25 protein-coding genes, 1 tRNA gene and 1 pseudogene are annotated in these 26,631 nt (G+C 57.4%); 16 read left to right on the top strand and 11 right to left on the bottom strand.

Going from position 1 to position 26,631, the window contains the following annotated elements; genetic code table 11:
- Nucleotides 1–1,129: 1,129 nt before the first annotated feature.
- Entirely contained in the window at nt 1,130–1,759 is a 630-nt protein-coding gene (locus QP934_RS01920; RefSeq protein WP_340419157.1) for a hypothetical protein, read from the bottom strand.
- Between the two features lie 134 nt (nt 1,760–1,893).
- Between QP934_RS01920 and QP934_RS01915 the strand changes: the two are divergent.
- From QP934_RS01915 to mfd, 3 genes and pseudogenes are all read left to right on the top strand, one after another.
- Nucleotides 1,894–2,488 (top strand): annotated as a pseudogene (locus QP934_RS01915) (IS256 family transposase); the annotation flags it as partial.
- 246 nt (nt 2,489–2,734) lie between these two features.
- Nucleotides 2,735–3,340: a TetR/AcrR family transcriptional regulator gene (locus QP934_RS01910; protein WP_040425065.1), complete on the top strand. Its 606-nt coding sequence runs from the start codon at nt 2,735–2,737 to the stop codon at nt 3,338–3,340.
- Nucleotides 3,341–6,982, top strand: a complete 3,642-nt coding sequence (gene mfd, locus QP934_RS01905) for a transcription-repair coupling factor (protein ID WP_419126652.1) — start codon at nt 3,341–3,343, stop codon at nt 6,980–6,982.
- 41 nt (nt 6,983–7,023) lie between these two features.
- Here mfd and nadC read toward each other — a convergent pair whose 3' ends face one another.
- The 3 genes from nadC to QP934_RS01890 all read right to left on the bottom strand — a co-directional run bounded on the left by nadC (nt 7,024) and on the right by QP934_RS01890 (nt 10,589).
- Entirely contained in the window at nt 7,024–7,962 is a 939-nt protein-coding gene (gene nadC / locus QP934_RS01900) for a carboxylating nicotinate-nucleotide diphosphorylase (protein WP_419126651.1), read from the bottom strand.
- Nucleotides 7,963–8,961 carry a quinolinate synthase NadA gene (gene nadA / locus QP934_RS01895; RefSeq protein WP_419126650.1) on the bottom strand — a complete coding sequence of 333 codons (999 nt, stop codon included), beginning with the start codon at nt 8,959–8,961 and terminating at the stop codon, nt 7,963–7,965. It lies immediately after the preceding gene.
- A 152-nt stretch (nt 8,962–9,113) separates the two neighbouring features.
- Nucleotides 9,114–10,589, bottom strand: a complete 1,476-nt coding sequence (locus tag QP934_RS01890) for an amino acid permease (RefSeq protein ID WP_419126649.1) — start codon at nt 10,587–10,589, stop codon at nt 9,114–9,116.
- Between the two features lie 57 nt (nt 10,590–10,646).
- On the opposite strand from QP934_RS01890, the gene QP934_RS01885 reads away from it, so the two are divergent.
- The 3 genes from QP934_RS01885 to eno all read left to right on the top strand — a co-directional run bounded on the left by QP934_RS01885 (nt 10,647) and on the right by eno (nt 13,375).
- On the top strand, nt 10,647–11,234 hold the full coding sequence (locus QP934_RS01885) for a MazG nucleotide pyrophosphohydrolase domain-containing protein (protein ID WP_198492789.1): 588 nt from the start codon (nt 10,647–10,649) through the stop codon (nt 11,232–11,234).
- An 11-nt stretch (nt 11,235–11,245) separates the two neighbouring features.
- Nucleotides 11,246–12,007 carry a lytic transglycosylase domain-containing protein gene (locus tag QP934_RS01880; protein WP_419126648.1) on the top strand — a complete coding sequence of 254 codons (762 nt, stop codon included), beginning with the start codon at nt 11,246–11,248 and terminating at the stop codon, nt 12,005–12,007.
- Nucleotides 12,008–12,097: 90 nt separating this feature from the next.
- On the top strand, nt 12,098–13,375 hold the full coding sequence (eno, locus tag QP934_RS01875) for a phosphopyruvate hydratase (protein WP_349822355.1): 1,278 nt from the start codon (nt 12,098–12,100) through the stop codon (nt 13,373–13,375).
- Here eno and QP934_RS01870 read toward each other — a convergent pair.
- From QP934_RS01870 to QP934_RS01860, 3 genes are all read right to left on the bottom strand, one after another.
- Nucleotides 13,365–14,540, bottom strand: a complete 1,176-nt coding sequence (locus tag QP934_RS01870) for an HNH endonuclease signature motif containing protein (protein ID WP_284786546.1) — start codon at nt 14,538–14,540, stop codon at nt 13,365–13,367. The genes eno and QP934_RS01870 overlap by 11 nt on opposite strands.
- Nucleotides 14,541–14,659: 119 nt before the next feature.
- Complete coding sequence (locus QP934_RS01865) at nt 14,660–15,247, bottom strand: hypothetical protein (RefSeq protein ID WP_284792290.1); 588 nt, start codon at nt 15,245–15,247, stop codon at nt 14,660–14,662.
- A 35-nt stretch (nt 15,248–15,282) separates the two neighbouring features.
- Nucleotides 15,283–15,813: a ribonuclease gene (locus QP934_RS01860; RefSeq protein WP_284792292.1), complete on the bottom strand. Its 531-nt coding sequence runs from the start codon at nt 15,811–15,813 to the stop codon at nt 15,283–15,285.
- 98 nt (nt 15,814–15,911) lie between these two features.
- On the opposite strand from QP934_RS01860, the gene QP934_RS01855 reads away from it, so the two are divergent.
- The 7 genes from QP934_RS01855 (at nt 15,912) to QP934_RS01825 (ending at nt 22,035) form a co-directional block, all read left to right on the top strand.
- Complete coding sequence (locus tag QP934_RS01855) at nt 15,912–16,472, top strand: FtsB family cell division protein (protein WP_150850942.1); 561 nt, start codon at nt 15,912–15,914, stop codon at nt 16,470–16,472.
- Nucleotides 16,473–16,480: 8 nt separating this feature from the next.
- The gene (locus tag QP934_RS01850; RefSeq protein ID WP_284766909.1) at nt 16,481–17,029 is read left to right on the top strand and encodes a DUF501 domain-containing protein; all 549 of its coding nucleotides are present in this window, start codon (nt 16,481–16,483) and stop codon (nt 17,027–17,029) included.
- A 10-nt stretch (nt 17,030–17,039) separates the two neighbouring features.
- Nucleotides 17,040–18,005, top strand: a complete 966-nt coding sequence (locus QP934_RS01845; RefSeq protein WP_419126647.1) for an exopolyphosphatase — start codon at nt 17,040–17,042, stop codon at nt 18,003–18,005.
- 40 nt (nt 18,006–18,045) lie between these two features.
- Nucleotides 18,046–18,122, top strand: a tRNA-Leu gene (locus QP934_RS01840).
- A gap of 189 nt (nt 18,123–18,311) precedes the next feature.
- Nucleotides 18,312–19,082: a Bax inhibitor-1/YccA family membrane protein gene (locus tag QP934_RS01835; RefSeq protein ID WP_337887162.1), complete on the top strand. Its 771-nt coding sequence runs from the start codon at nt 18,312–18,314 to the stop codon at nt 19,080–19,082.
- Nucleotides 19,083–19,554: 472 nt separating this feature from the next.
- Nucleotides 19,555–20,169, top strand: coding sequence for a DUF3558 family protein (locus QP934_RS01830; RefSeq protein ID WP_349822360.1), 615 nt, complete (start codon nt 19,555–19,557; stop codon nt 20,167–20,169).
- A gap of 18 nt (nt 20,170–20,187) precedes the next feature.
- On the top strand, nt 20,188–22,035 hold the full coding sequence (locus QP934_RS01825) for a hypothetical protein (protein WP_419126646.1): 1,848 nt from the start codon (nt 20,188–20,190) through the stop codon (nt 22,033–22,035).
- A 43-nt stretch (nt 22,036–22,078) separates the two neighbouring features.
- On the opposite strand, the gene QP934_RS01820 is transcribed toward QP934_RS01825, so the two are convergent.
- The 3 genes from QP934_RS01820 to QP934_RS01810 all read right to left on the bottom strand — a co-directional run bounded on the left by QP934_RS01820 (nt 22,079) and on the right by QP934_RS01810 (nt 23,511).
- Nucleotides 22,079–22,357 (bottom strand): hypothetical protein, encoded by a 279-nt coding sequence (locus QP934_RS01820; RefSeq protein WP_005323615.1) that lies wholly within the window; start codon nt 22,355–22,357, stop codon nt 22,079–22,081.
- A 41-nt stretch (nt 22,358–22,398) separates the two neighbouring features.
- Nucleotides 22,399–22,920, bottom strand: coding sequence for a transcription elongation factor GreA (gene greA / locus QP934_RS01815; protein WP_023021898.1), 522 nt, complete (start codon nt 22,918–22,920; stop codon nt 22,399–22,401).
- Nucleotides 22,921–23,040: 120 nt separating this feature from the next.
- The gene (locus QP934_RS01810) at nt 23,041–23,511 is read right to left on the bottom strand and encodes a DUF4307 domain-containing protein (protein ID WP_239274463.1); all 471 of its coding nucleotides are present in this window, start codon (nt 23,509–23,511) and stop codon (nt 23,041–23,043) included.
- Nucleotides 23,512–23,606: 95 nt separating this feature from the next.
- Between QP934_RS01810 and mca the strand changes: the two genes are divergently transcribed.
- The 3 genes from mca to QP934_RS01795 are packed head-to-tail and all read left to right on the top strand — an operon-like array spanning nt 23,607 to nt 25,601.
- Entirely contained in the window at nt 23,607–24,497 is an 891-nt protein-coding gene (gene mca / locus QP934_RS01805) for a mycothiol conjugate amidase Mca (protein ID WP_419126645.1), read from the top strand.
- 3 nt (nt 24,498–24,500) lie between these two features.
- Nucleotides 24,501–24,812, top strand: coding sequence for a hypothetical protein (locus QP934_RS01800; RefSeq protein WP_005323610.1), 312 nt, complete (start codon nt 24,501–24,503; stop codon nt 24,810–24,812).
- A 12-nt stretch (nt 24,813–24,824) separates the two neighbouring features.
- Complete coding sequence (locus QP934_RS01795) at nt 24,825–25,601, top strand: isoprenyl transferase (RefSeq protein WP_337888678.1); 777 nt, start codon at nt 24,825–24,827, stop codon at nt 25,599–25,601.
- A 3-nt stretch (nt 25,602–25,604) separates the two neighbouring features.
- On the opposite strand, the gene coaA is transcribed toward QP934_RS01795, so the two are convergent.
- On the bottom strand, nt 25,605–26,531 hold the full coding sequence (gene coaA / locus QP934_RS01790; RefSeq protein WP_049378455.1) for a type I pantothenate kinase: 927 nt from the start codon (nt 26,529–26,531) through the stop codon (nt 25,605–25,607).
- Nucleotides 26,532–26,631: the final 100 nt, after the last annotated feature.

Raw genomic sequence — 26,631 nt, 5'->3', positions numbered from 1 at the left:
GCTCTGGGGCGGTCTCCGGCTCTGGGGCGGTCTCGGTGGTGGCGATGGCGTCTGCTGGGACGGTTTCGGAGGTGATGGTGTTGTCTGCCATTGCTGGTGCGATGGCGGTGGTAGTGGTGATTGCGAGGGTGGTTAGGCCGATGGTTGCCTTACGTAGCATGGCGTCTCCTTGGGTGAATTCTTAAGGGATTTCTTTACGGACAAAACGGTATATTAGTCTGCATTAAAGGAAAAGTCAGGTTTTGTGCTGAAATGTACAGGGTTTGTGATGGCTTTAGATTGTCCATGGTGTTAGCGGGGCCATTGACTGGGGTGGATGGTGGTAGTGTTCTTGCTCGACGAAGAGAAAGCTCGGGTCCATTCTATCAGCGGATTCTGGTGATGCCTTATGCAGCAAATACCCGGTTCGTGTTTCCCCTGTGCATCGCGTTCAACAAGTGTGCGCGCAGATACGGTCCACCGTCGTAGGTAATGTCGCGGTTGACTAACGCTTGCCTAAACTCGCTTAGTGATTGGCACACCGCGGCGCTTTTGCCCCTCGGCGACGCCATCAGCGGATGCGACGAGGTGGCCTTAACTTTTAGCTTCGGGGCGAATTCTGCTTCCCACGCGGAGACATGTTCTGCCCAGCCGGCTGGGTCGCAGTACATGCCCACGACACTGTAGCGAGAAAAACAGTTGCGCACTACTGCATCAACCTGTCGTGTATCTGGTTCACAGTCCGGGTCTCGTGGGTTCTTCGACTGTCATACTGCAACTACGAACAGGTGCCCGTCTGTTACTCGCGTGCCAATTAGCACAGTTGCATCCGCATTACCTCGTACACGGCCTCTTGAGCCGTCAAAGCCCAACACAATCTTGTCGCCTGGCTGTACAGCCTTATCCCTATCCTCAATGGCATCCATCTCCAGGTGAGAAAGGTAGGCATCTGATGATGAGACAATCTGGTTCAAATAAAATTGGCGCGCATCTGCAGGGTCCGTTGAGGGGGGCCAAATCTCGGTAATGATGTGTTCGATATCCACCCAGCCGCCATTGTCTCTAGTGCAATCGCCATAAGCATGAACCAGCCCGCGGTAAAGGGAATCATGGTCGGCTAAGTCCGTATCCTCTGGAGCTTCTCGGTAGTCTACCAGAATCGTTTCTCGTTTAAGCCGCCCTTGCTGCTGCAGCTCGAGTGCTTTAAACGTTTCCTCAGCAACTGAGCCGCTACCGGGCCTATAGGCGTTAGGGGTCTCGATAGAATGGCCAGCTTGCCTGTGTTGCGGCGTAACACAGCAGCTAGCTTCACTCCACCGTTGCTCTGAGTCCACGCTTCGGTCTGGTCGGCGGAAAACCATACAGGCCGGCCGCCCACCTTTGACAGCGCACCTGCGATGATGAGCTCTATGCGGCCTTTAGGAAGGGCGACAAACGTTTCCATAGAGTCAATGTCATAATTTCGCATAGCTGGACCATCCCGTAGCATTTCAAGCAATGGTCCATAGGCATTCTTGGATTGGTCCTCGTTGACCGCGGCAAACTGTACTTTTGGTGTGGTGAATTCAGACCATGGACTTCCTACGGGCTGCCCGGATGTATCCCACCCGCCGAAGCACACTGGGCCTAGGGCTTCGAGCGCGCCAATAGCGCCCATGATAGGTGATCTACCCCAGCCTTTGGGGCGCGAGAGAATGCCACGTGTATAAACACGCTGTCCAGTTTCAGGATCGAGCTTGTAGTAGCGAAGAACAAAGCGAGCTTGTTCAGGTGCGAGCACTAGGGGTGGTACTCGGCGCAGTCCGGTTGAACTAGATTTTCTTCAATCCATGCTAAACATTCCCAACCAAGTGAGGGGAATTCTCCGAGTTCTCGGGGTTTAAAAGGCATGGGTTTAGTCCACCGCCTTCAGGCGTCGTCCAGGTACACAGTCCCGAGGAAGCTGCACTGTTTACTGCTGCAGTCCACCACACCCGCATCACGTTTGGTGATTGGCTTAAAGAGCGAACCTACCGCAGTGCTATACCGGCAGGCCAAGTACCGAAATGGGTTAGCCCAACCAGAAATGGTGGTACACCCACCGCAACGTCCGCAGAGCATTAAAGCGACTAGAAAAACTCACCCACACAGGACAATTATTTATCATCCTTGACCCGCCTGAAGGTGTCTCGCAGGACTAAAAAGCCACCACAAACCTGCTGGAAGGTGGCATCAACAAACAACTCAAAGACTTAGCCGGAAACCATCGTGGCATGTTCGAAGAACATCAGCGCATCACCATGGACTGGTGGCTTTTCACCCACACCGAAGACCTGGTAGCGCCGCTGGAGTTGGCCAAGCAACAAGACTTCGGGCACCAAGGAGAAAAGCCGCACGGGCCGCCTGGGCAAAAGAAGAACTTGAAAGACGCGGCCACCCAGACGGGCGACCAGCCACATACGACACCCACATCGACAACGAATGGAACACCAGATTAGGTATAAGAAAAGGCTGGGCCGGACGCTCCTAAATCCACACGAAGTGTCCCTTAACGCGGCACGCCGCAAATCCACACGAAATGTCCGTTAAGCCCCGTTTGCTGGTAGAGGGGGCACGGAAAAGCTTCCCCACCAGGACTCGAACCTAGAATGACGGTACCAAAAACCGTAGTGTTGCCGATTACACCATGGGGAAACACAGCAAAAGCTGTAGGCATAGCCTACCTGACACCCCCGGGTAAATCACAAATTGCGGGGCAAAGGATAGGGTAGAGGGCATGGCTCGACAAAGGATGACCGGCCGGGAACGCCGCGAACAACTCATTTCCATCGGACGCGCCGCATTCGCGGAACTAGGCTTTGAAGGAACCAGCGTCGAAGAGATCGCGGCACGCGCCGGGGTATCCAAACCCGTTGTTTATGAGCACTTCGGGGGCAAGGAAGGCCTCTACGCGGTGGTCGTGGACCGCGAGATGCTAGCACTGGAAAAGGTTATTACTGATTCCTTGGAGACCGGAAGCTGGCGCGAGCGCATCGAGCAGGCCGTCATGGCCATTTTGACCTATGTCGAGGAAGAAACTGATGGCTTTCTCATCCTGGTGCGCGATGCCAAGCCCGGCGACGAACGCAGCTTTTCCACGCTGTTGAATTCCGCGGTGGGCCAGGTTTCCTATATCCTGCGAGAAGCATTCGAGCACCGTGGCATCGACCCAGATTTGGCAGATATTTACGGCCAAGCGTTGGTGGGGATGGTATCGACCACCGCGCAATGGTGGCTGGATGAGCGCAACCCGGACAAGGAAGTCGTCGCCACGCACATTGTCAATCTATGCTGGAATGGTTTGTCCGGTATGGAAGTAAAGCCCAAGCTAGGAGGCAAATAGATGGCTACCCCAATGCTGGCCGGCCTGCTCAAAGTGGCGGCCTCAGATCCCAAACTCAAGGGCATGATTTCTCATGTGGGCGAAGACCTCCACATCACAGGCTTGGATCAGTCCTGGCCGTGGGCCTTGGGCACCTTGGCCCATCATGCCCCAGTGCTCGTGGTAACCGCTACGAGTCGCGAGGCCGAGGATCTCACGGCGGAGCTTACGGCGATGCTGGGGGAGAAGGTGGCCATGTTCCCCGCATGGGAGACTCTGCCGCACGAGCGCCTGAGCCCCGGCGTAGACATCATCGGCCGCCGCGCTGAAGTTCTGCACAATCTCGATAGCCTGCAGGTCATCGTCACGGCTGCCCGCGGTCTGTCTCAGCCCATCCTGCAAGAGGTGGAGGGCCGCGCTCCTGTCCACCTCGAAGAAGATCATGAATATGACTTTGATGCGGTAGTCCGCGAGCTCGAGTTCCGCGCCTATAAGCACGTAGACATGGTGGCTAAGCGTGGCGAGTACGCTACGCGCGGCGGCATCATCGATATTTTCCCTACGACGCTGGATTATCCGGTCCGCGTGGAGTTTTGGGGCGATGAGATTACCGATATCCGCCAATTCTCCGTGGCTGACCAGCGCACCATTCCGGAAATCGAGGTGGGCCGCGTAGACATTTTCCCTGCCCGGGAGCTGCCTATTACGGACGCCATTGCCAAGCGTGCGGCCGATCTCGCCGTCAAGCATCCCGGCAATCCCGCCTTGGTGGAGCTATTGACCAAAGTAAGCGAGCACATCCCGGCCGAAGGTATGGAGGCGCTCCTGCCCGCGCTTTCCGACGCCCCCATGATCACCCTCCCCGAAATTCTGCGCCCCACCACCCACGTGGTGATGGTCGGTCCGGAAAAGATTCGCCGCCGCGTGGCAGATCTAGAAAAGACCGATGCGGAATTCCTCGCTGCCGGCTGGGAGGCCGCAGCCATGGGTGCCGATGGCCCGCTGGCTACCGAAGGACTCGATACCGAGGCATCCAGCTACCGTTCCTATGAGTCGCTCGAGGTCTCCATTAGCGAGTCCGGCCTGCCTTTGTGGACTTTCTCCCCACCGGGAATGCTCGCCGCACCGGAAGAGGAGACCCTCCCACTCGAATTCGAACCAGGGCCCACCCCGCGCGGCAATATCGAAGAAATCGACGCCATGATGGCCCAGCTTCTCGCGCACACCAACGCCGGCGGCCGGGCAGCCTTCATCGCGCCGGCACAAGGTGCCATCAAACGCATGGTGGATCGCTTTGCAGAAAAGGGCATCCGCACCAAGGTGGCTACCCCTGGCTGGGAACCGACCGCCGGCGAAGTCACCCTCTACCAAGCACTAAGTCACGCCGGCCTGGTATTTCCAAAGGTGAAAAAGCCCAAGGACGCCGAGGCCCTCCCACTGGTCGTCGTAACCGAGACGGATCTGACCGGTAACCGCGTAGGCGATATCGCCGAAGCGAAGCGCCGGCCCGCCAAGCGCCGCAACAAGGTTGACCCGCTCGCCCTCAAGCAGGGCGATTTTGTGGTGCACGAGACCCACGGCATCGGCAAGTTCCTCAAGATGGCCGAGCGCACCATCCAGTCTGGCGATGAAACCAGCCGCCGCGAATACATCGTGCTCGAGTACGCGCCCTCCAAGCGTGGTCAGCCCGCCGATCAGCTCTGGGTTCCCATGGACTCGCTGGATCTGCTCAGCAAGTACACCGGTGGCGAATCGCCGCACCTGTCCAAGATGGGCGGTTCCGACTGGAAGAATACCAAGAAGAAGGCGCGCGCCGCCGTGCGCGAAATCGCCGGCGAGCTGGTCGAGCTCTACGCCAAGCGCCAGGCCGCGCCGGGGCACCAATTCTCCCCGGATAATCCGTGGCAGGCGGAGATGGAGGATAATTTCCCTTTCGTCGAAACCGAAGACCAGATGTTGGCTATCGACGCCGTCAAGCACGATATGGAGTCCACGGTGCCGATGGACCGCGTCATCGTCGGCGATGTGGGCTACGGCAAGACCGAGGTGGCCATCCGCGCTGCCTTCAAGGCCGTGCAAGACGGCATGCAGGTGGCCGTCCTCGTGCCCACCACGCTGCTGGCGCAGCAGCACTTTGATACCTTCAGCGAGCGCATGACCGGCTTCCCGGTCAAGATTGAGGTGCTTTCGCGCTTTACCTCGAAGAAGGAAGCCAAGGACATCTTTAAGGGGCTGGCCGATGGCAGCGTCGATATCGTAGTCGGCACCCACCGCCTCCTCCAGACCGGCGTGCATTGGAAGAACCTCGGCCTCATCGTCGTGGACGAGGAGCAGCGCTTCGGCGTGGAGCACAAGGAACACATTAAGGCCCTTAAAGCCAGCGTGGATGTGCTCACCATGTCCGCAACACCTATCCCGCGCACCTTAGAGATGTCTATGGCTGGCATCCGCGAGATGTCCACCATTCTGACCCCACCGGAAGACCGCCACCCAGTGCTGACCTACGTCGGCGCTTACGAGGACAAGCAGGTAGCCGCGGCCATCCGCCGCGAGCTGCTGCGCGATGGTCAAACCTTTTTCATCCACAACAAAGTCTCTGATATCGAAAAGAAGGCCCGCGAGCTGCGTGACCTGGTACCGGAAGCCCGCGTCGTCGTCGCGCACGGCCAGATGAACGAGGACGTGCTGGAACAGACCGTCCAGGGCTTCTGGGACCGCGAGTATGACGTTTTGGTATGTACCACCATCGTGGAAACCGGCCTGGATATCGCTAATGCGAATACCCTCATTGTGGAAAACGCCCACCACATGGGCCTATCGCAGCTGCACCAGCTGCGCGGGCGAGTAGGTCGTTCCCGCGAGCGCGGCTATGCCTACTTTTTGTACCCCAAGGGCGCTACGCTCACGGAAACCTCCTACGACCGCCTAGCCACCATCGCCCAAAATAATGACCTTGGTGCGGGCATGGCCGTAGCCATGAAGGACTTGGAGATGCGCGGTGCCGGCAACGTCCTTGGCGCCCAACAGTCCGGCCACATTGCCGGTGTGGGCTTCGATCTCTACGTGCGCCTCGTTGGCGAGGCAGTAGAAACTTTCAAATCCCTCGCCCGCGGCGAGGCTCCCACCGTTACCGATGAAGGCCCGAAGGAAATCCGCATCGATCTCCCCGTGGATGCGCATATCCCGGAGGCCTATATCGATTCCGAGCGCCTGCGCCTGGAGGTCTACCGCAAGCTTGCGGCCTCGCAAAACAATGATGATCTCAAGGCCGTCATCGAGGAAATGGAAGATCGTTTCGGCCCATTGCCGCAAGAGGTGCTGCGCCTGCTCTCCGTTGCTCGCCTGCGCCACCAGGCCCGCCGCGCCGGCATTTCCGATATCACTGTGCAGGGCACCCGCATCAAGTTCCACCCAGTGGAGCTGCCGGATTCCAAGCAGGTGCGCCTCAAGCGCCTATATCCGGGCTCTAGCTTCCGCGCGGCCGCGAAGGCTATCAACGTGCCGTTCCCCAAGGCGGGGCGCAATGTCACCTCGCCTAAGCTGCGCGACGAGGAGCTCATCCAGTGGGCCGCGGACTTTTTGAGCGCGCTTTTTGATGTCCAACCCATCAACGTGTCCGGTGAGGAAGCCGGCGCCGGGTCGGTCATCAGTGTGGGCGAGTAGCTGATGGGATAACTCCCCGTTGGTGAGTAGCCGATCGGCGATTAGGAGAAGTCCAAGCCGATATCCAGCACGCGCACCGAGTGGGTGAGGGCGCCGACGGCGATATAGTCCACGCCCGAGGTGCCGTACTCACCGGCGTTCTCCAGCTGCAATCCGCCGGAGACCTCCAGCGCCGTGGTTGGGCTTAGGGCTTGGCAGCAGTGGACGGCGGTGTGGACATCGGCAAGCGCGAAGTTATCCAACAGCACCATATCCGGGTGCAGCGGGAGCACCTCGTCGAGCTGATCTAAGGTATCGACCTCGACCTCGCAGGCAATGTCAGGGGCATGCTCGCGCACGCGGCGCAGGGCCGTTGCCACGCTGCCACCTACGGCGAGCACATGATTGTCCTTAATCATGGCGGCGTCGCCCAAGCCCATGCGGTGGTTTGCCCCGCCACCGGCGCGCACGGCGTATTTCTGCAGCGCGCGCAGGCCAGGTAGGGTCTTGCGGGTATCGCGCACTTGGGCTTGCTTAACGCTATCCGGGGTCCCTGCGTCCGCCGCTGCTGCTGCGATGGCATCGACCCAACGCCGGGTCTGCGTAGCGATGCCGCTTACGTGCGAGACCATATTGAGCATGGTGCGCTCAGCGGCCAGCACGAGGAGGGTAGGCGCCTGCACCGTGGCGATGACCTGGCCTGGGGAAACGCGATCGCCGTCGGTGGAGTGGAGGGTGATGCTAGGGGCTGGGGCATCGGCAAGCGCGGAGCCCGCAGTATCCACGCCCCACTGGGCTAAGTGCTGGGCGGTGGCCCCAAGGACCTCTTCGATAAGGCCCAAGCCTGCGATGGTGCCGGCCTCGCGCGCGGTGAACTCCGCCGTGCAGCGGGCCTCACCCGGCACCGTGGCAAGCGAGGTGTAATCCGGCCCATAAGCGAAATCCTCATCCAAGGCCGTGGCGATAAGAGCGGAGCAATCAGGCAGGCGCACGGATTCCATTTACTCGCCCCCGCCGGGGTTGCCGATGGAAATCATGGCCTCGAGGGACTTGCGCGCCGCATTCGAGATGTCTTCTGGAACCGTAACCTCATCGGTCTCTTCCATCAGGCAGTGCTCCAGGGCCTGTGGGGTAATCATCTTCATGTACTTGCACTCGGCGTGTTCGTTGACGGCCTGGAAATCGACGTCCGGCGCGGCCTGGCGCAGCTGGTGCAACATGCCGGTCTCGGTGGCGACGAGTACCTTGTTTTGGGGCTGCTTCTGGGACTGGGTGATCATTTGCCCGGTTGAGAGCATGTGCACGCGCTCTTGTGGCACCAAGCCCTCGTTGGCCAGGTACAACGCGGAATTGGAGCACCCGCATTCCGGGTGGATATACAGGTCCGCGTCTGGGTTATCTTGGGTCTGTTGGGTCAGCTGCTGGGAACTGATGCCCGCGTGCACGTGGCACTCACCGGCCCAGATGTATATATTTTCCCGGCCGGTCTCGCGCTTCACGTAGGCGCCCAAGAACTGGTCTGGGCAAAAGAGGATCTCTTTATCCGTCGGCAGCGAGTTGACCACGTCGACGGCATTAGAGGATGTACAGCAGACATCGGTCAGCGCCTTGACCTCTGCGGTGGTATTCACGTAGCTGACCACAAGGGCGTCGGGGTGCTCAGCCTTCCAGGCGCGCAGCTCATCGGCGGTAATGGAATCCGCCAGGGAACACCCAGCGCGCTCATCGGGGATGAGGACCTTCTTATTCGGCGAAAGAATCTTGGCGGATTCCGCCATGAAGTGCACACCGCAAAAGACGATGATATCTGCATCGGTTTCCGCCGCCTTGCGGGACAGCGCCAAGGAATCGCCGGTGTGGTGGGCAACGTCCTGGATCTCCGGGATCTGGTAATTATGTGCCAGGATCACCGCATTGCGCTGCTCCGCCAACTCTTTAATCCGCTCTGCCCAAGCCTTGCCTGCCGCGGGGTCCGAACCAGCGGGAGTGGAAGATGGCATGACGCTAACATTGGTTTGAGTCACAAGTGCTCCAAAAGTGATAGTCACAAGAATTAGTGGGGTGTTATAACTGTACTAAACTGTCTGTGTTCAAGACCACTTGCGATGGCGGGGTGAGGGTACCGACCTGGCCCGGCTGGCGGGGCAGGTGATTAGAGCTCCAGCGATCCTTGGGTGAGGCCGACCGCGGCGATGGTGGCGGCCACCAGCACCACGATGACGATTGACCACTCAAATCCATTAAAAAGCTTCTCGCGGCGCGATAGCCGGGTGAGCACGTACGGGATAATTCCCGGCACGACGGCGAGAGCACCGAAGAGAATATAAACCGGGTCGGCGGCATAAATGAGCCACAGCGAGTACACGAAGGCCACCAGTGCGATGCCAAAGTGGCGCCGGTTTTCGCGTTTGGGAATATCCGGCCCAGAGAGATCGAACCGCGTTCCGGCGTGCGGGTGGGTCACGCCCTTGCCCCGTATCGCTAGCAGCAGCAGATACAGCGAAGAGAAGATATAGGGCAGGAGGTACATGATGGTGGCGAGCTGCACCATCGCGGCATAAGAAGCCTCGTTGACGTAGAAGACGATGATGAACAGCTGGATGGCCATCGTGGAAATCAGCTGTGCTACCCACGGGGCGCCGGCCACATTGATGGTGCCAATGCGGCGAGGAATGAGGCCGTCGATGGCCATCATGACGATGGGCTCAGCGCACAGCATTTGCCAGGAAACGTAGGCGCCGAGGACCGAGAGGCACAGGCCGATGGAAATCAGCGCGCCGCCCCAGGGTCCAATGACCTCTGTGAGCACCGAGGCCATGGAATTATCTGGCAGTGCGGCCAGTTCTTCCTTGGTCATCACGCCAAAGCTCAACGTGGAAACGGAGACCAAGAGCGCCAGCACGGAGAAGAAGCCAATGACGGTGGCGCGACCAACATCGGTGCGCTTAGAAGCCTGCTTGGAATAAACGGAGGCGCCCTCCACGCCGATGAAGACCCACACGGTAAAGAGCATGATTCCCTGGACCTGCTCGAAAACGCTGGCCTCCGAAGCGCGTCCCCAGAAATCCAAGGTGAATTTGTCCCAGCTGAAGCCGATGAACGCGACTAAGACGATAAAGGCCAAGATGGGCACGATCTTGGCAATCGTGGTGATGAGGTTCATGAACGCGGCCTGCTTAATACCGCGAGCGAGCACCGCGAAAATGCCCCAGGATAGGAGGGAGACGGCGATGGCGGAGGACCAGTAATGGTCGGCGTCGAAAAGCGGAAGGTAATGGCCCAAAGTATTGAAAAAGAGGGTGGCATAACCCACCTGCGCCATCACGGAGCCCAGCCAGTAGCCCCAGCCGGAGGTAAAACCAATAAAATCGCCGAGGCCGGCACGCACGTAGGAATAAACGCCAGAATCAAGGTGCGGCTTGCGGCGGGCCAGAATTTGAAAAACAAACGCCACAGACAGCATGCCGATGCCCGCTACCAGCCAGCCAATGAGCATCGCGCCTGGGCCGGCAACGGAGGCAATGTTTTGGGGCAGCGAGAAAATGCCCGCGCCCACGGTGGAACCGATGATCAGCGCGACGAGGGTCCACAACGTCACGGAGTGGGATTTATTCTGGCTGGAGGTCATTGGCCTAAAATACCTTGAATAGCCCCATAATGGGAACTCGGGCTAGACTTTGTGCACATGACTGTGCTGTTGCTCGATGAACGCTGGCCCACCATGATCCCCATGCAGGCGCACGGGAAGCTGCGTGGCCCTGTCCACTTCACGGGTGAGGTACCCGTGTCCGTACGGTGGAATTTCTCCGATCTGCTGGTAGGCGAGGACGCCACCGGAACCTTGGTCAGCACCGACGAACACGATCCGGAAACTCGCGCCCGCCTCGCTAGCGGCGAGTCCGTCATTCGCGCCGAATCCCTTGCGGACCCCATCATGCAGGCGCGCCAGACCATGGCCACGGCGCGGCGCATTGGGGAGTGGGAGCGCGAGCAAACCCATACCTCGCTCTTGCCCTATCTTGAGGAGGAGTCTGCCGAATTCGCCGCGGCCGTGCGCAACCGCGAACCGGAAAGCGAGATGCTCAAAGAATTGGGCGATATCTTCCTCCAAGTACTCTTCCATGCGGAAATCTCCACCTTTTCGCTTGACGACGTCGCCCAGAGCTTCCTCACCAAAATGCGCGCCCGCGCCCCATACCTCTTTGATGGCACCACGGAGATCGTCGACGTTGACACGCAAGAGAGGCTATGGCGCGAAGGTAAGGGAATGTAGGATGGCTTCTCATGAAGAGGCTCCTGCAGATATTCGGGGGCTGCGGGGTGGCCGTAGCCGTGATCATCGCGTTGGTGGCATGGCTGTTGACGGGGCACGGCACTTCCCAGGAGCCCGTACCGGAGAACATTCCGCCCGTTGGAGGCAAAGAGGTCGCGCATATTGACGTCAATGCTCCCGGCCGCACTGCGGATAAGCTTACTTACTGGGCCTCTGACCTAGCCGAGCAGACGGGCATCCCGCCGGCCGCACTGCGCGCTTATGGCAACGCCGAACTCATCGCTCAGCAAAAATGGCCGAATTGCCATCTGCGCTGGAATACCCTTGCCGGCCTGGGCTACGTGGAAACACGCCATGGCACCTACAACGGCAATTGGTTTAAGTCCTCCAAGCTTGACGACGCCGGCTACCCCCAACCACCCATCAATGGCATTGCCCTCGATGGCCTGAACAATACAGCGCACACCCCAGATACCGATAATGGCGACATCGATGGGGATTCCGAATATGACCGCGCCGTCGGCCCGATGCAATTTATCCCGACCACATGGAAATCGGTGGGCGCTGATGCTAACGGCGATGGGAAGGCGGATCCCAATCAAATTGACGACGCTGCAGTCGGCGCCGCCGGACTTTTATGCTTTGGTGATAGAGATCTCTCTAACCCAGAACAGTGGGAGGAAGCAGTCCTGAATTACAACCAGTCCAGCGAGTATTTGCATAAAGTTGCACACGCCGCTAATGCCTACTCGGTTCCGCAAAGTGCCAAGTAGTGTCACACAGTAAAGTTTTCTGCAACAATTGACAACGTATCTGGGCCGGCTGGTCCAGAGCGAACTTATTTATGAGGAGTGAAAAACAGCATGGCTGATATCATCCACACTTTCGCCCGCGAAATTCTTGATTCCCGTGGCAACCCAACCGTCGAGGCCGAGGTCTTCCTTGATGACGGCGCCCGCGGTGTTGCCGGCGTTCCGTCCGGTGCTTCTACCGGTGTGCACGAGGCTCACGAGCTGCGCGACGGTGGCGAGCGCTACCAGGGTAAGGGCGTTCTGAAGGCTGTTGAGAATATCAACGAGAAGATTGCCGATGAAATTGCTGGCTTCGAAGCTGACGACCAGCGCCTCATTGACCAGGCACTGATTAAGCTGGACGGTACCGATAACAAGTCCGAGCTCGGCGCTAATGCTATCTTGGGCGTTTCCATCGCCGCAGCCAAGGCCGCCGCAGAGTCCGCTGCACTGCCTCTGTACCGCTACATTGGCGGCCCGAATGCACACGTACTGCCAGTGCCAATGATGAACATCCTCAACGGCGGCGCACACGCTGACTCCGGCGTAGACGTCCAGGAATTCATGATCGCTCCGATTGGTGCGGAGTCTTTCGCCGAGGCTCTTCGCATGGGCGCCGAGGTCTACCACGCACTGAAGGCAGTGCTAAAGGACAAGGGCTTGTCCACTGGTCTGGGCGACGAGGGTGGCTTTGCACCGTCCGTTGACTCCACCAAGGCTGCTCTCGATGTCATCGTGGACGCCATCAAGAAGGCCGGCTTCGAGCCTGGCAAGGACGTAGCCCTGGCACTCGACGTTGCTTCCTCTGAGTTTTTCAAGGACGGCAAGTATCACTTCGAGGGTGGCGAGCACACCGCTGAAGAAATGTGCAAGGTTTACGAGGGCCTCATTGACGAGTACCCGATCGTCTCCATCGAGGACCCACTGCAGGAAGACGACTGGGATGGCTACACCACCCTGACCGCCGCTATTGGCGAAAAGGTGCAGATCGTCGGCGATGACTTCTTCGTCACCAACCCTGCTCGCCTGCAGGAAGGCATTGATAAGAAGGCCGCTAACGCTCTGCTGGTAAAGGTCAACCAGATCGGCACCCTGACCGAGACCTTCGACGCAGTCGAGCTGGCTCACCGCAATGGTTACCGCACCATGATGTCCCACCGCTCCGGTGAGACCGAGGACACCACCATTGCAGACCTGGCTGTTGCTCTGAACTGCGGCCAGATCAAGACCGGTGCACCGGCTCGTTCCGAGCGCGTAGCTAAGTACAACCAGCTTCTGCGCATCGAGCAGGAGCTTGGCGACGGCGCAGTCTACGCCGGCCGCTCCGCTTTCCCGCGCTTTAAGGCTTAATCGCCTCCTTTCGTAGCGCCCTTGCATTGCCGCGGGGGCGCTTTCGCATGTCTAGGTATTGTTGCCAGGTTTGCTTCCAATTCATGGTTCGCGGTGCTAAAGGTCCTTGAGCACGGTCAATTTCGAAAGTGCCGTCCGAAAAGAGCCAGGCGACGTCCCCAGTGATGGGATCCATGATGTAGCGGGCCCTACCATCGGTCTTAACATTGTGGTGGTGCTGACAAAGGGTGACAAGATTATCGATACTCGTCGGTCCGCCGTCGGCATACTCCACCCGATGATCAAGCTGGCAGTAATGTGCCGGCATGGAACACCCCGGCCAACGGCACGTGGCATCGCGACCGTGGACCCATGTCCTGATTTGCTCGGTGGGGACGTAGGAGGATGTTTCTTCTGGGCACAACTCGCGAGTCATCGAGTAAGTGCTCAAGCGTTCGGTAAGAACGCACCATCCCGCCGACGGGATATATACCCGAGAAGCATCCTCACCCGCTGCATAGGTATTGATAACTACTTTTGTCTGGGTGCGATTAAAGATCAGCGCCTCCAAAGCCTCTGGCTTTGTGATGTTCTTCTTTCGCGCTGCTTTATCGATGTGCCGTGAAATAGCACTGGCGGTTGCTTTATCCGTTTTCAGGGTGATGGTGGCTTGGCCTTTGGAATAAGAAATGGAAACAGAGCGCTCGATTTCCTTCTCAATATCTGGCTTGAGAATGCCATCGATGTAATCGCGCAAGAATCTACGGATTTCAGATTCCGTGGGGACATGCTGAGCAGGTTCCTTCGGGGTGAGGAAGTCTGCAAGGGCGGCATCGACTAGTTGGATGCCCTCGGCGTCGTCGCCAAGCGGGGCAAGCTCGGCATCAATGACGTGCAGCCGCGGGAGGTCAAGAATCCAATGTTCGGTCTGTACCGACGTGGTTAACGGCAACTCAAGCATGCGCAGGTGAGAGCGCAGTGCGGATAAAACGCGCCAGTAGCTCAAGCCCACCCGCTTAGCTAAAGCAGCAGTAGTGCATTCGACATCGTCTTCTAATCGCGGAAGTACGGATTGGTATAGCTGCCAAGATTGAATGCGTTGGAGCATACCCAAAATGCAAACCGTATCGTCGAGGTTATTGGTAGAAAAATAAGCTTTCTTTGGTGGTGCGTCGCTGGCCGTCACGGAAAGTTCCCCCTCTGGAATAAATCGCACACCCAATCGAATTTCTACCCTCAGTATAAGCCGCCTTGCTGGCTTGCGCAAGGCTTGAAGCGAAAAATTGTGCGAACTTTAGGAGGGATCTAGTAGCTGAAAATTTTGTCAGCCACTGCCTCGAGTTCCTTATCGTCATATTTGTCACCGCAGGTGGCGAGGGAACCCACTCCAGCCATGTACATGGTAAATAGCTTGTCTGGGAGGGGAGAGGCCGCTGACATTTCAAGCTTTTCGAAGACGGGAGCGTATTTCCTGTCAAACTCTTCTAAATCGGGAACGAGCTCCTCAAATCCGCTGTCGCCATGGGCTAGCAGATATTTGGCATCGTCTAGAATCTGATCATTCTCGCAGGCAACAGCTCCAGCCTTCTTCAGGGTCGTGGCGTTGACCTCGTAGCTGGTGGGGCCGTCATCGGTATCGGAAGCGCCCGCGCCGAATACGTCCAGGTAAAAGTCCGGGATCGTGCCGTGTTCTTTTATGTGATAAATGAAGCCGCTTTTGGTGTTGAGATCATGGTTTCTGCTGGTGGTAGTGGTAGGAGCTTCGCTGCTGGTAGTGCTTTTGCTAGTGGGGGACTCCGCTTCGGTGGCGACTTCTTCTTTGTGGCCGGTCGAGCTGCACCCAGCAAGTAGGGCGCCTACGGCGGCTAGGAGGAGGAGACGCTTGAGTGGCATTATTATTCCTTAGGCAGGGAATTTGGTTCGAAGCTCTAGCTGGAATGGATCGACTCAGCGACCTTTTCCAGTTCTTCATCGCTGAATTCATCACCGCAAGACATCACGGCGCCGAGTGAGCTCATCGCTGCAGCCATGATCTTGTCAGTGTCCGGTGCATCATCGGGGATGTTTAGCGCTTCAAAAACATCACGATATTTGTCATCAGAGCCGTCGACCGATGACATTACTGCTTCCCCAAATTTGTCGGTGTTTCCTCGGAAATATTCCTTCGAAATGTCGAGCAATTCATCATTCTTGCAGGCAGCTTCGCCGGCCTTCTTGACAGAGTCTGCGTTGGTTTCAAAGCTTTCGGGCTGATCGTCTCCCTCGAGCTGGTCAGCATCATGGTTGATGTAATCATCCGGCAGGGTCTTATACTCCTTGAGGTAGTCGGCCATGCCGTCTTTAGTGTTTAGGTCGTAGCCGTCACCGTAGACGGGGTATTCGCCGTCTTGGGCGGAGGGGCTGCAGCTGGCGAGGAATAAGGTTGCGGTGAGAACGGGCAGGAGGCGTTTGAGGGACATGAAAGTTCCTTCCTGGGCGGGAGAATTTCTTTTAGTGTATCCAAATTGCGCGTGCCACGTCCCTGTTACAGAAGTGACGGCGCTAGGATTAGAGGCCTATGGCACGCGAAAAGAAGACGCAGCGAAACCGGAGCCGTACTAGGGTTCCGGTAGCCTCGCGTGCTGCGGATATCCGCAAGGCGCAGCGTGCACAACTGAAGCAGAAACAGAAGCCGGATCGGATGAGTATTGCCGGAGTAGGCGTAATCGTAGCTATAGTGCTCGTTGTTTTGTTTGCTATCGCCATTCCGCTGCGCAATTACTACCACGGCCGATCCGAAATTGCTCGCCTCAATGAGTCAATCGCCGCCAAGCAGGATGAGAAAGCTGCTTTGCTGGAGAAGATTGATAGATATAAGTCCGATGAGTACATCAAGCAGGAGGCGCGGCGCCGATTCGGCGTTGTTGATGAGGGCGAGACCGCCTACCGCATCATTGATCCGCAGATTAAGCCGGATGACCAGCTCACTACAGATGGTCAGAAGGAAGAAGATTCCCGCGAATGGTACGAAGTTCTGTGGGATTCTGTAGCCGAGCCGCCGGAGGAAGAAGCTCCGTCCGAGCAGGTAAATCATCTTCCGATTGAGCCGGCGCCGGAAGAGAATCCAGATGTGCGATAATTGTCCGCATGACCGTCACTGATGCAGATATCGCTGTAGTAACTGAGCAATTGGGCCGCACTCCACGCGGGGTCCTAGAGGTTTCATATCGCACGCCGGATGGGCAGCCCGCGGTAATTAAGACGGCGCCTAAGCTTGCCGACGGCACCCCATTCCCCACCCTCTACTACCTCACCGACCCACGGCTTACGGCAGAAGCCTCACGCTTGGAGGTTGCTCACGTTATGAAGTGGATGGAAGCCCGCTTGGGCGAGGACGAGGAATTGGCTGCCGACTATCAGCGTGCCCACGAATACTTTTTGGCCAAGCGCAATGACATCGAAGACCTTGGCACCGATTTCTCCGGTGGCGGCATGCCCGATCGGGTGAAGTGTCTGCATGTGCTCATCGCGTACGCGCTTGCTGAAGGCCCACAGCATTTCCGTTTGGGAACTGAGGCGGTGGCCATGGCCGCCGACCACGGCAAGCTTCGAGGCTCTGCTATCCCGCAGGATTGGCCCAGCGTAGAGGAACTGGGGATTGACTTGGCCCAGTTCGATTTCTCTAACGCGGAATAGGAGGGCTGCTATGACTCGCGTTGCTGCGATTGATTGCGGTACCAATTCGATTCGCTTGCTCATCTCTGAAATTCAGGATGACGGCAAGGTCCGCGATATTACCCGCACCATGGAAATCATCCGCCTGGGAGAGGGAGTCGATGCCACTGGCGAAATCGCCCCTGCGGCTCTAGACCGCGCCCGCGTGGCCTTGGAAGGCTACGTACGCCAGATGAAGTTTGAGAAGGTCACCCGCGTGCGGATGGTTGCTACCTCCGCTACCCGCGATGCCAAGAACCAACAGGAATTCTTCGACATGACCGCTGAGTTGCTCGGCCAAATTCAGCCTGGCGCACAGGCCGAGGTCGTCTCAGGTGAGGAAGAGGCTTTGTTGTCCTTTAACGGCGCCGTGGCCGATGTGGAGCCAGACCGGGGGCCATTCTGTGTTATCGATTTGGGTGGCGGTTCGACCGAGTTCGTCGTAGGCACCGCAGATGGCGATATCTTGGGCACCCACTCGGCCCGCATGGGATGCGTCAGGCTAACCGAACGCATCATGCGTACCGATCCGCCAACCGAGTCGGAGATTGAGATCGCTTCCGAGTATGTCGGCGAGCGCACGGCGGAAGTAGAGAAGATAGTACCTATTTCTAAGGCCCGTACTATCGTCGGCTGCGCAGGCACTTTTACCACTCTTTCTGCATTGGCTCAGGGCCTTGAGCGCTACGACGCCGATGCCATTCACGGGTCTGAGCTCCGCTTCGATGCCCTGCGCGTGCTTTTGCAGCAGCTTATTAGCCTGCCTTCCGACGTCCGCGCCCTCAACCCCGTCATTCACCCCGGCCGTGCCGATGTCATCGGCGGTGGGGCCGTAGCCGTCGAAGGCATCATGCAGCTCATCGAGCGCAATTGCGATGCGCGCAGGTTTTTCATCAGTGAAAAGGACATTCTCGATGGCATTATCGCTGGTCTGGCTGCAGAGGGTACCCCTCGTTAACTCCCGCAGGGTGAGGTGGCCTAAAATATTCCTTGGCCTTGCCCCCATAGCCCAATCGGCAGAGGCAGTCGACTTAAAATCGATTCAGTGTGGGTTCGAGTCCCACTGGGGGCACCATGTGAAGTCTCGAGACATCTTTCTTGGAAGCGCCTCGAGACTTTTTGCGTCAGCATGTCTCCACAGCATCTATGCGGAAGCTTCACACAAAACTTCTAGCTAAATGGTAAGAATGTGGAACTTTATGGGGCGGTGTTTCGTTGAATGGGGTGAGATAGCTAATTTGCACCTCTCTTAGAAAGGACAACCGTGCGTTCAAGCAATCCGGTAATGAGTTCTCTGACCGAAAATAGTAGCCGCCAAAATCCTGGTTATGCGGACGTATCTACTCGTCCCATGACCGTGGATGATGTAGTGACTAAGACGGGCATTACCCTCGGCGTCATCATTGTCGCCGCAGCCATCAACTTCGTCTTGGGAATGCTAGTGAGCCCAGGTATCGCCATGGCCTTGACTCTGGTCGGTGGTATCGGCGGCTTCATTACCGTGCTCGTTGCCTCTTTTGGTAAGAAGTGGGGTTCTGCTGCAGTCACCCTGATTTATGCCGTATTTGAAGGCCTATTTGTCGGCGGCTTCTCCTTGATGTTCGCCAATGTCAACTTCCAGGGCGAGGGCGGCATGGCCATCATTGGTCAAGCGATTGTCGGCACCATCGGTGTCTTTATCGGCATGCTGATTGTGTATAAGACTGGCGCAGTGAAGGTGACCCCGAAGTTCACCAAGATCCTTTTCGGCTTGATCGCTGGCGTCGCTGTCATGGCGCTTGTTAACTTCTTGGGCGCGATTTTCTTTGATTTCAACCCGTTGCGCGATGGTGGTCCGATTGCCATCATCTTCTCGCTGGTCTGCATTGTTCTTGGTGCCCTGTCCTTCCTGACCGACTTTGATCAGGCTGACCGCATGATCCGCGCTGGTGCTCCCGCTAAGAACGCGTGGGGCGTTGCTCTGGGCCTCGCTGTGACCTTGGTCTGGCTCTACACTGAAATTCTCCGTCTGCTGAGCTATTTCCAGCGTGACTAACTGATTCTTTTGTACCGGCCCGCACTTCGGTGCGGGCCTTTTTGTTGCCGAAAATTCGCTTACAAACGTGTAATTTCTGGGGTAGTGCTGGGGGATAAAGTGCGGGTTTAACCTTCATTTGGTCTACAAAACCACTACCAGCGGTGATACAGCTCATGAGCAGGAAATTTCGCCTTTTGGACGTGACGGGTGTGACGTATGGGACAAATAATTTTGTTAAATTGCCGTTAACCTTTGCGGTTGCGTAGAAAATTCTGGGTGCCTCATGCATGCTGTGTACCGGAACGGGAAATGCGAAGTGAAAAGTTCTCTGTTTCACTTTTCCTGTTCCTCTCGTCAGGAAGTGAGTGCGCGAAGGATTGTTGTGAAGCGTCAGGTCACCGTAGCAACGTTGATGGTCAGCAGCACCGTTATGCTGAGTAGCTGCGTTGCGGACATCGGCACGAGGAGCGCGTCAGAGGAACCCACCAAGGTGGAGGAGTCTGGCGGCATTAGTTCGACCGACGGTGCAGGGGGAGCCAACGGGGACCCGGGGGATGACGCGGAAGGCAATCAGGGGGAAACGGCACACACTAATGGCGGGAAGAATGCGGGCGGCGCCGGCCAACCGGGGGAGGCCGGCGCCACGGGATCGGGAGACACTTCCGGCGTCCTACCGCCACTGGGGGAATTCGATCCGGCAGACCCGAGCTTCGAGCTTTTTGATCCGTGTACGGAGATTCCGTACGACAGATTAGAAGCTTCTGGTATACATCCTGAGCCTATTTCGGTTCATCGGGAGTCAGGATGGAGTTTTTGTGGCTTTCGTGGTTCTGAGGCGAGGTATGGAGAAGCCTCTATCACTTTGGCGTCAAAGAATTTGGGGCTCGACCAAGAAACAATCAAATTTACCGGTGAACCAATATTGACAGGCGAGAATCTACCTCTCGTAGCATATCCGGAAGATGGTCCTTTGGGCCGATATTGTTCGGCATTTCTAGAGACTAAAGGTGGAACAGTGAAAGTTAGCTTTTCCAATCTTCAAGAAGGGGCTGTAGAGACTTCCTGCGGAAATGCCGAGCAAATTTTTGAAGACCTTACAATGTAATTAAAAATCGGGGGAGCAATGAAACTGAGTAGTCAGAATCTTGAGCTGAATTCTATGGCAATTAATGAGTTTCAATCAAGAATTAGTGTAGTAGGAGCGGGGATAAATTCTCCACTTAATGCAGGCTTTTCTTCAGTTAATGGAATTGATCATGTAGGCGCGGTTCATCAGAGGGTTCTTGAGACTGACCCGGGATCTGCGTGTGAATCGATCAAGAACTTTTCAGAGCAATTGGAATGGTTGTACGACAGTCTCGGGCGGGAGGCTCGAGGTTTTCAGGCGCAAGAGGACGCGAATAGTCGGGGAATGGAGATCGCGGATGCAGGTGGGGGTATCGGTATTGAGGCGATGCCGATTATGAACCAGCCGGAGCCGGGGTACAGCCCATTTGGGTTTTCTATGCCGGTGGTGAATGTCGGTACGGACATTGTGAAGCTGGCTACGGACCTGATGTCGACGCAGATTTGGAATGTGTCGGAGGCGAATGCGCGGTGGAGCTCGTTGGCGTCGGAAGTCGACGATATCGTTAGCGGGTTGCAGGAAGCAGCTGGGTCTTTGGAAGGCGAGAACGACAGCGAAGCCACGTCGAGGGCGGCGGCCAAGATTAGGGAAGTGGCGGCATCGGGAAGCCACTTTGTAGCAAATGCCAAGGTCATGGGGGAGAAACTTACCGGGTTCCACGCCAAGTTGATGGGTATGCAGCCGACTGCGATGGCCATGGCGATGGAAGTGATGGCCATTCCAGAACCGGTCGAGCGCGAATTTGCGGAAAAGGCCGCATTGGCCGCATTGCAACCTGACCTGCAGCGCTTCGCGGTAGAAGCAATGCCGTACCAGCACGCTCTGATGGAACAATCGCCGGCGTCGGGAGGCGGCGGTGTCGACGCCGGCCTCGCTGGAGTTGATGGTGATGGGCAGCGCTACACCACCGATGCCGTGGTGTGGCCAAAGAAGATTGCGGAAGCGATTGCGCGAGGTGATTTGGGGCCGGGGAACTTTGACGTCGTCAATGGCAATGTAAACGGGCTGGAAGCGGTGGGGATGAGCCCACAGGAAATTAATGATTTTCACCAGCAGATGCATACTAGCGGCAGGAATGCGCTGGAAAGGCTTGGTCTGGGAGAACAAGTAGCCATCGGTGGGAATGAAGTGTCCACCCAAGGGGCGTCCGTGCCGAGTGTCGCTTCGCCGAACGGGGCGATGGGGCAGGTTCCTAGTGGTACAGCGCATCCGGTTGCCGCAGGAGCATATGGAGGCGCGCTTAATAACAGCGGTGCGATGGCGCCGGTAGCTACAGCGCAATCCGCCAATTCTGGGATGGCGCCGGTGATGGCAGCCGGACGGCCCGGGGATGCGGGACGCGGCGTACGCATCGGTCAGTCGCTACGAGGCGGAATTGGATCCGCTGCAGGAAATGTAAGTGGCAGCGCCGATGTGGCGCGCGCCGGAAGAGGAGCGCAGTCGGGCCTGCACCTTGGACGCGGAGCCGGAGCGCCCTACGCTGGTGTCGGTGCAGGCATGCGCGCTGGCCATAGCAATGCACTCGGCGGCGGTTCGAGCATGCGCGCTGGTCTTGGCAGTGGTGCAGGAAACGGTGCTGGTGCGGGCATGCGGCCCGGCGTAGGCGGCAGTGAAAGTGCCGCGGCAGCGCGCGGTGGCAATGCAGGCCGCTCAACCGGAGGGGCGCGAGCCTATGGTCCAATGATGGGGATGCGCGGAGGCAAAGACAGTGAGAAAAAGCGCGTAAAGTCCGTCACCACGCAGGTCGAAAGAGACCCGAATAAGCGCGACCTCTTGGGGGAGCCGCCCGCTGTCGTGCCCGGTGTCATCGGGGATTGGGTGCGGGAAGTGAACCCAGAAAAATAGCATGAAAAAGGGCCGAGGATATCCCTCGGCCCTTCAAGCCTTATTACTGCTGTGGCAGTTCGGTGGCGGTACCGTTCAAGTGCGGCTGCGCTGGTTCTTCTGGAACACCGGACTCGACTACAGGTGCTTCCTCTTCAACAACGGTCTCGGGTGCGGAAGAGCTGGTCTCAGCATCTTTCTGCATCGGGGCCTCACCGGTGAAGGTGGAGGCATTTTCTACCTTGGAATCAGAATCCTGCTGGTTCGGTGGGTGGCAAGCAGCGAGGGAGAGGCCAGCAGTGAAGACCAAGCCAGCGGCAGCGAAACGGGAGAACTTCTTCATGGGGATGTGCTCTTTCTCCAGAGTGGTAAGTGGTTAAAAGTTTAGGACTCGCGTGGAGTAGCGGCCTTAGCAGAATCATACGGCGCTGCGGACTCGATGGTGACCGAAATGGTCTTGCCATTCGGAGCGGTGTACTCGCGGGTCTCGCCCTCTTGTGCGCCAAGGATGGCAGCGCCCAGCGGGGACTGCTCGGAATAGGTTTCTAGGTCCTTGTTATCGGAAGCAGCGGCGCGGGTACCGATGAGGAAGGTCTCCTTATCGTCCTTGTCACCGTTGTAGTAAACGTGAACTACGGAACCGGTGTGGGCAACGCCCTCCTGAACAGCACCGCGCTCGGTGGTGGCATTCGCAAGAACCTCAGAAATCTGCTTAATGCGGGCCTCTTCCTGGTCCTGCATCTCACGTGCGGCGTCGTAACCGGCGTTCTCTTTGAGGTCGCCTTCCTCACGGCGCTCGTTGATTTCAGCCGCGACTACTGGGCGGTGGTCGATGAGCTCCTGCAGCTCGGCCTCGAGCTTCGCCTTGGTTTCTGGGGTGATGTACTGCTTTTGCTGCTCAGCCATTCTGCAACCTTCCGTAGATAGGAATTGTGGTCAAAGCCCCTGCTAATCCCTGGGGCTATAGGTAAAAGTGGAACCGGGCATATACCCGGTTCTAGGCGCTACAAATCCTAGCACACGCGGCTAACGGCTTTCCGCGTAGTCAGGGTTATCCATATCCAAGTATTCGGGGATATTGCCGGAACAACCATAGGCCCCGCCAGCTACGGCACGAGCGTTGGTTGGGACGTCGACAGCGATGCGCTGGGTTTCGTTTCCGCCCGCGGGAACAGGGAATTCACGGCGGCCTACTTCGGACTTGGAATAGTCATAGGCTTGGACAATGCAGTAGGCATCTTCATCGGTGTGATTGCGGGTGACATCGACCCAAACGCGGGTGGAATCATCGCTCAAAACCTCCTGGGTCACGATGGACACCTGTGCGTTCACCCGCTCCTTTTCCTGGAAATACCGGAATCCGAAGAAAATAAGCGCGATAAAAATGGCGACAAAGATGAGCACCAGCGCCTTATTAGTCCAGCTACCAGAGTTCTTTTCAGAGGAGCCGCGGGAGCCGTAGCGGGCGGCTGAGCGAGAGTTTCCGGCGGAAGTCATGGCTTCCACTCTAGTCGAGGACCACGGTTTTCCAATTATCTACTAGGATAATCATCTGTTCAGAGAACCTAGATTAATAAGGGGATGGATTTTCAGTGAGCGGTTTTCGCCTACTAGCTATCCACGCGCACCCAGACGATGAATCTTCCAAGGGTGCTGCAACCACCGCGCGCTATGCCGCAGAAGGCAATGAGGTCTTGGTACTGACCTGTACCGGTGGTGAGCGCGGCGATGTGATTAACCCCGCCATGGACCGCCCGGGAATCAAGGAAAAGATGGGCGAGGTCCGCCGGGAAGAAATGGCTAACGCTGCGCGGGCACTGGGCGTACACCATCGCTGGCTGGGCCACGTTGATTCCGGATTGCCGGACCCGGTTGAAGGCAAGACTATGGAGGAATTGCTGCCGGAAGGCTGTTTCGCGTTGCTGGGGGATGACACCGTCGCGCAGGAATACGTCCAGGTTATCCGTGAATTTCGACCACACGTCATTGTCACTTATGACGAAAATGGTGGCTACCCGCACCCAGACCATTTGATGGTGCACCGGGCTTCCATGATCGCGTGGGAGAAGGCAGGCGATGCCGAGTACCACCCAGAGCTGGGTAAGCCGTGGGAGCCGCTGAAGCTGTACTATTCGCACGGCTTTGTTTATCAGCGCATGAAGATGTTCCATGATCTGCTCCTAGAAGAAGGTAATACCAGTCCTTATGGGCCAATGTTGGCGCGTTGGGACACCGCTTTTGGCGATATCATGGCGCGTGTAACCACCCAGGTGGAATGCGCGGATTACTTCAGCAATCGCGAGGAGGCCTTGCGGGCGCACGCCACGCAGATCGATCCGGCGGGTGCCTTCTTGGCGACGTCGGTGGAGGTACAGCAGCGCCTTTGGCCCACCGAGGAGTTTGAGCTGGCGAAGACCCACGTTTCTACCTCCCTGCCAGAAAACGACCTTTTTGCCGGCATCGAAAAGAAAGAGGAGGCCTAAGACATGAGTATGTATGGCTCTTTCGTTCTGGCCGCACATGACGTATTTGTACTCGCCCAAGGAACTGAGGGCGCCGAAGGTGGCCCAATGGGCCCTGAATTTGGCAAAGCTTCGCCCATTGGCCTGCTGATCCTGGCGCTTATGGGAGTTGCGGTGTTGTTTGCGGGTTGGAATTTCCATCGCCGTTACTCACGCTTTCGCCGCCGCATGATGTTTGCGGAGGATCACGGAATCGATCCATTCGATGAGGAAGCCGTGGATAAGGCGATGAAGGAAGCCGGCATTTACGATAACCGCAAGAAGTCCATTTTCTAGGCGGATAGACTAATGAGCGTGAGTTCTCTCAAGCAGCTGGCCTACCCAGCTTATGAAGCCCGTCTGGCGCGCCTGATCAAGGGAAAGCCGCAGCCTAAGCACATAGCCATTATGGCCGACGGCAATCGTCGGTGGGCGCGTGAGGCTGGGTTTACCGATATCAGCCATGGTCACCGCCAAGGCGCGAAGAAGATCGGAGAGATGATCTCGTGGTGCCGCGATACTGATATCGAGGTGGTCACCATTTATTTGCTGTCCACAGAGAACCTGAAGCGCAGCGAGCAGGAAGTAGAGCTGCTCTTTGACATCATCTCGGACGTTGTCACGCACCTATCCCATAGCGACGTCGGCTGTCAGGTGCGCTTGGTTGGCCACCTCGACCTACTCCCAGATGATATTCGCCAGCGAATGGTGACGGCAGCGGCAGAAACCAAAGACAATACGGGTGTCATCGTCAATGTGGCGGTGGGCTATGGCGGGCGCCAAGAAATTGTGGACGCCGTGCAGTACTTGGTGCGTGCGGAAGCAGAGAAGGGAACTACCGCAGCGGAGATGGCGGACCGCGTCACCGCAGAATCCATTGGGGAACACCTGTACACCAAGGGACTTCCGGACCCGGATTTGGTCATCCGCACCTCTGGTGAACAACGCCTGTCGGGCTTCCTCCTGTGGCAGGCCGCGTACTCCGAGATCTGGTTCACGGATACTTACTGGCCAGCATTCCGCAAGGTGGACTTCCTCCGTGCCTTGCGGGACTACTCCCAACGTTCGCGCCGCTTTGGCAAATAGGCTCTAGAGCTTGCGCATCCGCACCTGTTCTACCAGGTGATGCGAGCCCTTTTTCAGCACAAGGGAGGCTCGCACACGGGTCGGCAAGATATTTTCCACCAAATTCGGCAGGTTAATGGACTGCCAAATTTCGCGAGCTTGAGCGCGGGCTTCCTCATCGTTCATGTCTGCGAAGGCAGAGAAGTGGGCGTTGGGCTCGCGGAAAGCGGTGTGGCGCAGAGTAAGGAAGCGGTCGATATACCACTGCTCGATATCGTCGGTGCGGGCATCAACATATACCGAGAAATCAAAGAGGTCCGCCACGGTCAACGTGGGACTCGTCTGCAGTACGTTGAGCCCTTCCAGAATAAGGATGTCGGGCTGGTTTACTTCCTGGTATTCCCCGTCCACGATGTCATAGGAGATATGAGAATAAAGTGGCGCCTTGACCAGAGGCTTTCCTGATTTTACGTCCGTGACAAAGCGAAGGAGTGCACGCCGGTCATAGGATTCTGGAAATCCCTTGCGTTGCATGAGGCCGCGTTTCTTGAGGGTTTCGGTGGGGAAGAGGAAGCCGTCGGTAGTAACGAGCGCGACCTTGGGGTGGGAGTCCCAGCGTTGCAGGAGCACCTGAAGGAGGCGGGCAGTGGTGGATTTTCCCACTGCCACGGAGCCGGCCACACCGATGACAAAGGGAACGTGCGTCGGAGGGTTGCCTAAGAAGGATTCGGTAGCCGTGGTGAGCTGCTGGCGTGCCATGACCTGCATATGGATAAGGCGGGAGAGGGGGAGGTAGACATCAGCCACCTCATCCAAGTCGATGCGGTCTCCTAGGCCGCGAAGCTTTTCCACCTCGGTTTCCGTGAGCACCTGAGGCATGGATTTACGAAGTTCACGCCAGGTCTCGCGGTCAAAATCTAGGTAGGGACTCGAATCCAATGTGCGCGCCATGGCTCCATTGTTGCACTTGCATGATCTGTGGGTAAAAGTACGCCCCCTTAGGGAGCATGGCACGATAAGATATGCAGCATCCCATACCGCTTGATTTTGA

Source organism: Corynebacterium sp. MSK122, from assembly GCF_030229435.2.
Classification (GTDB): domain Bacteria; phylum Actinomycetota; class Actinomycetes; order Mycobacteriales; family Mycobacteriaceae; genus Corynebacterium; species Corynebacterium marquesiae.
Note: the sequence above shows the minus strand (reverse complement) of the source record. Positions and strands in the feature narration are given on the sequence as shown.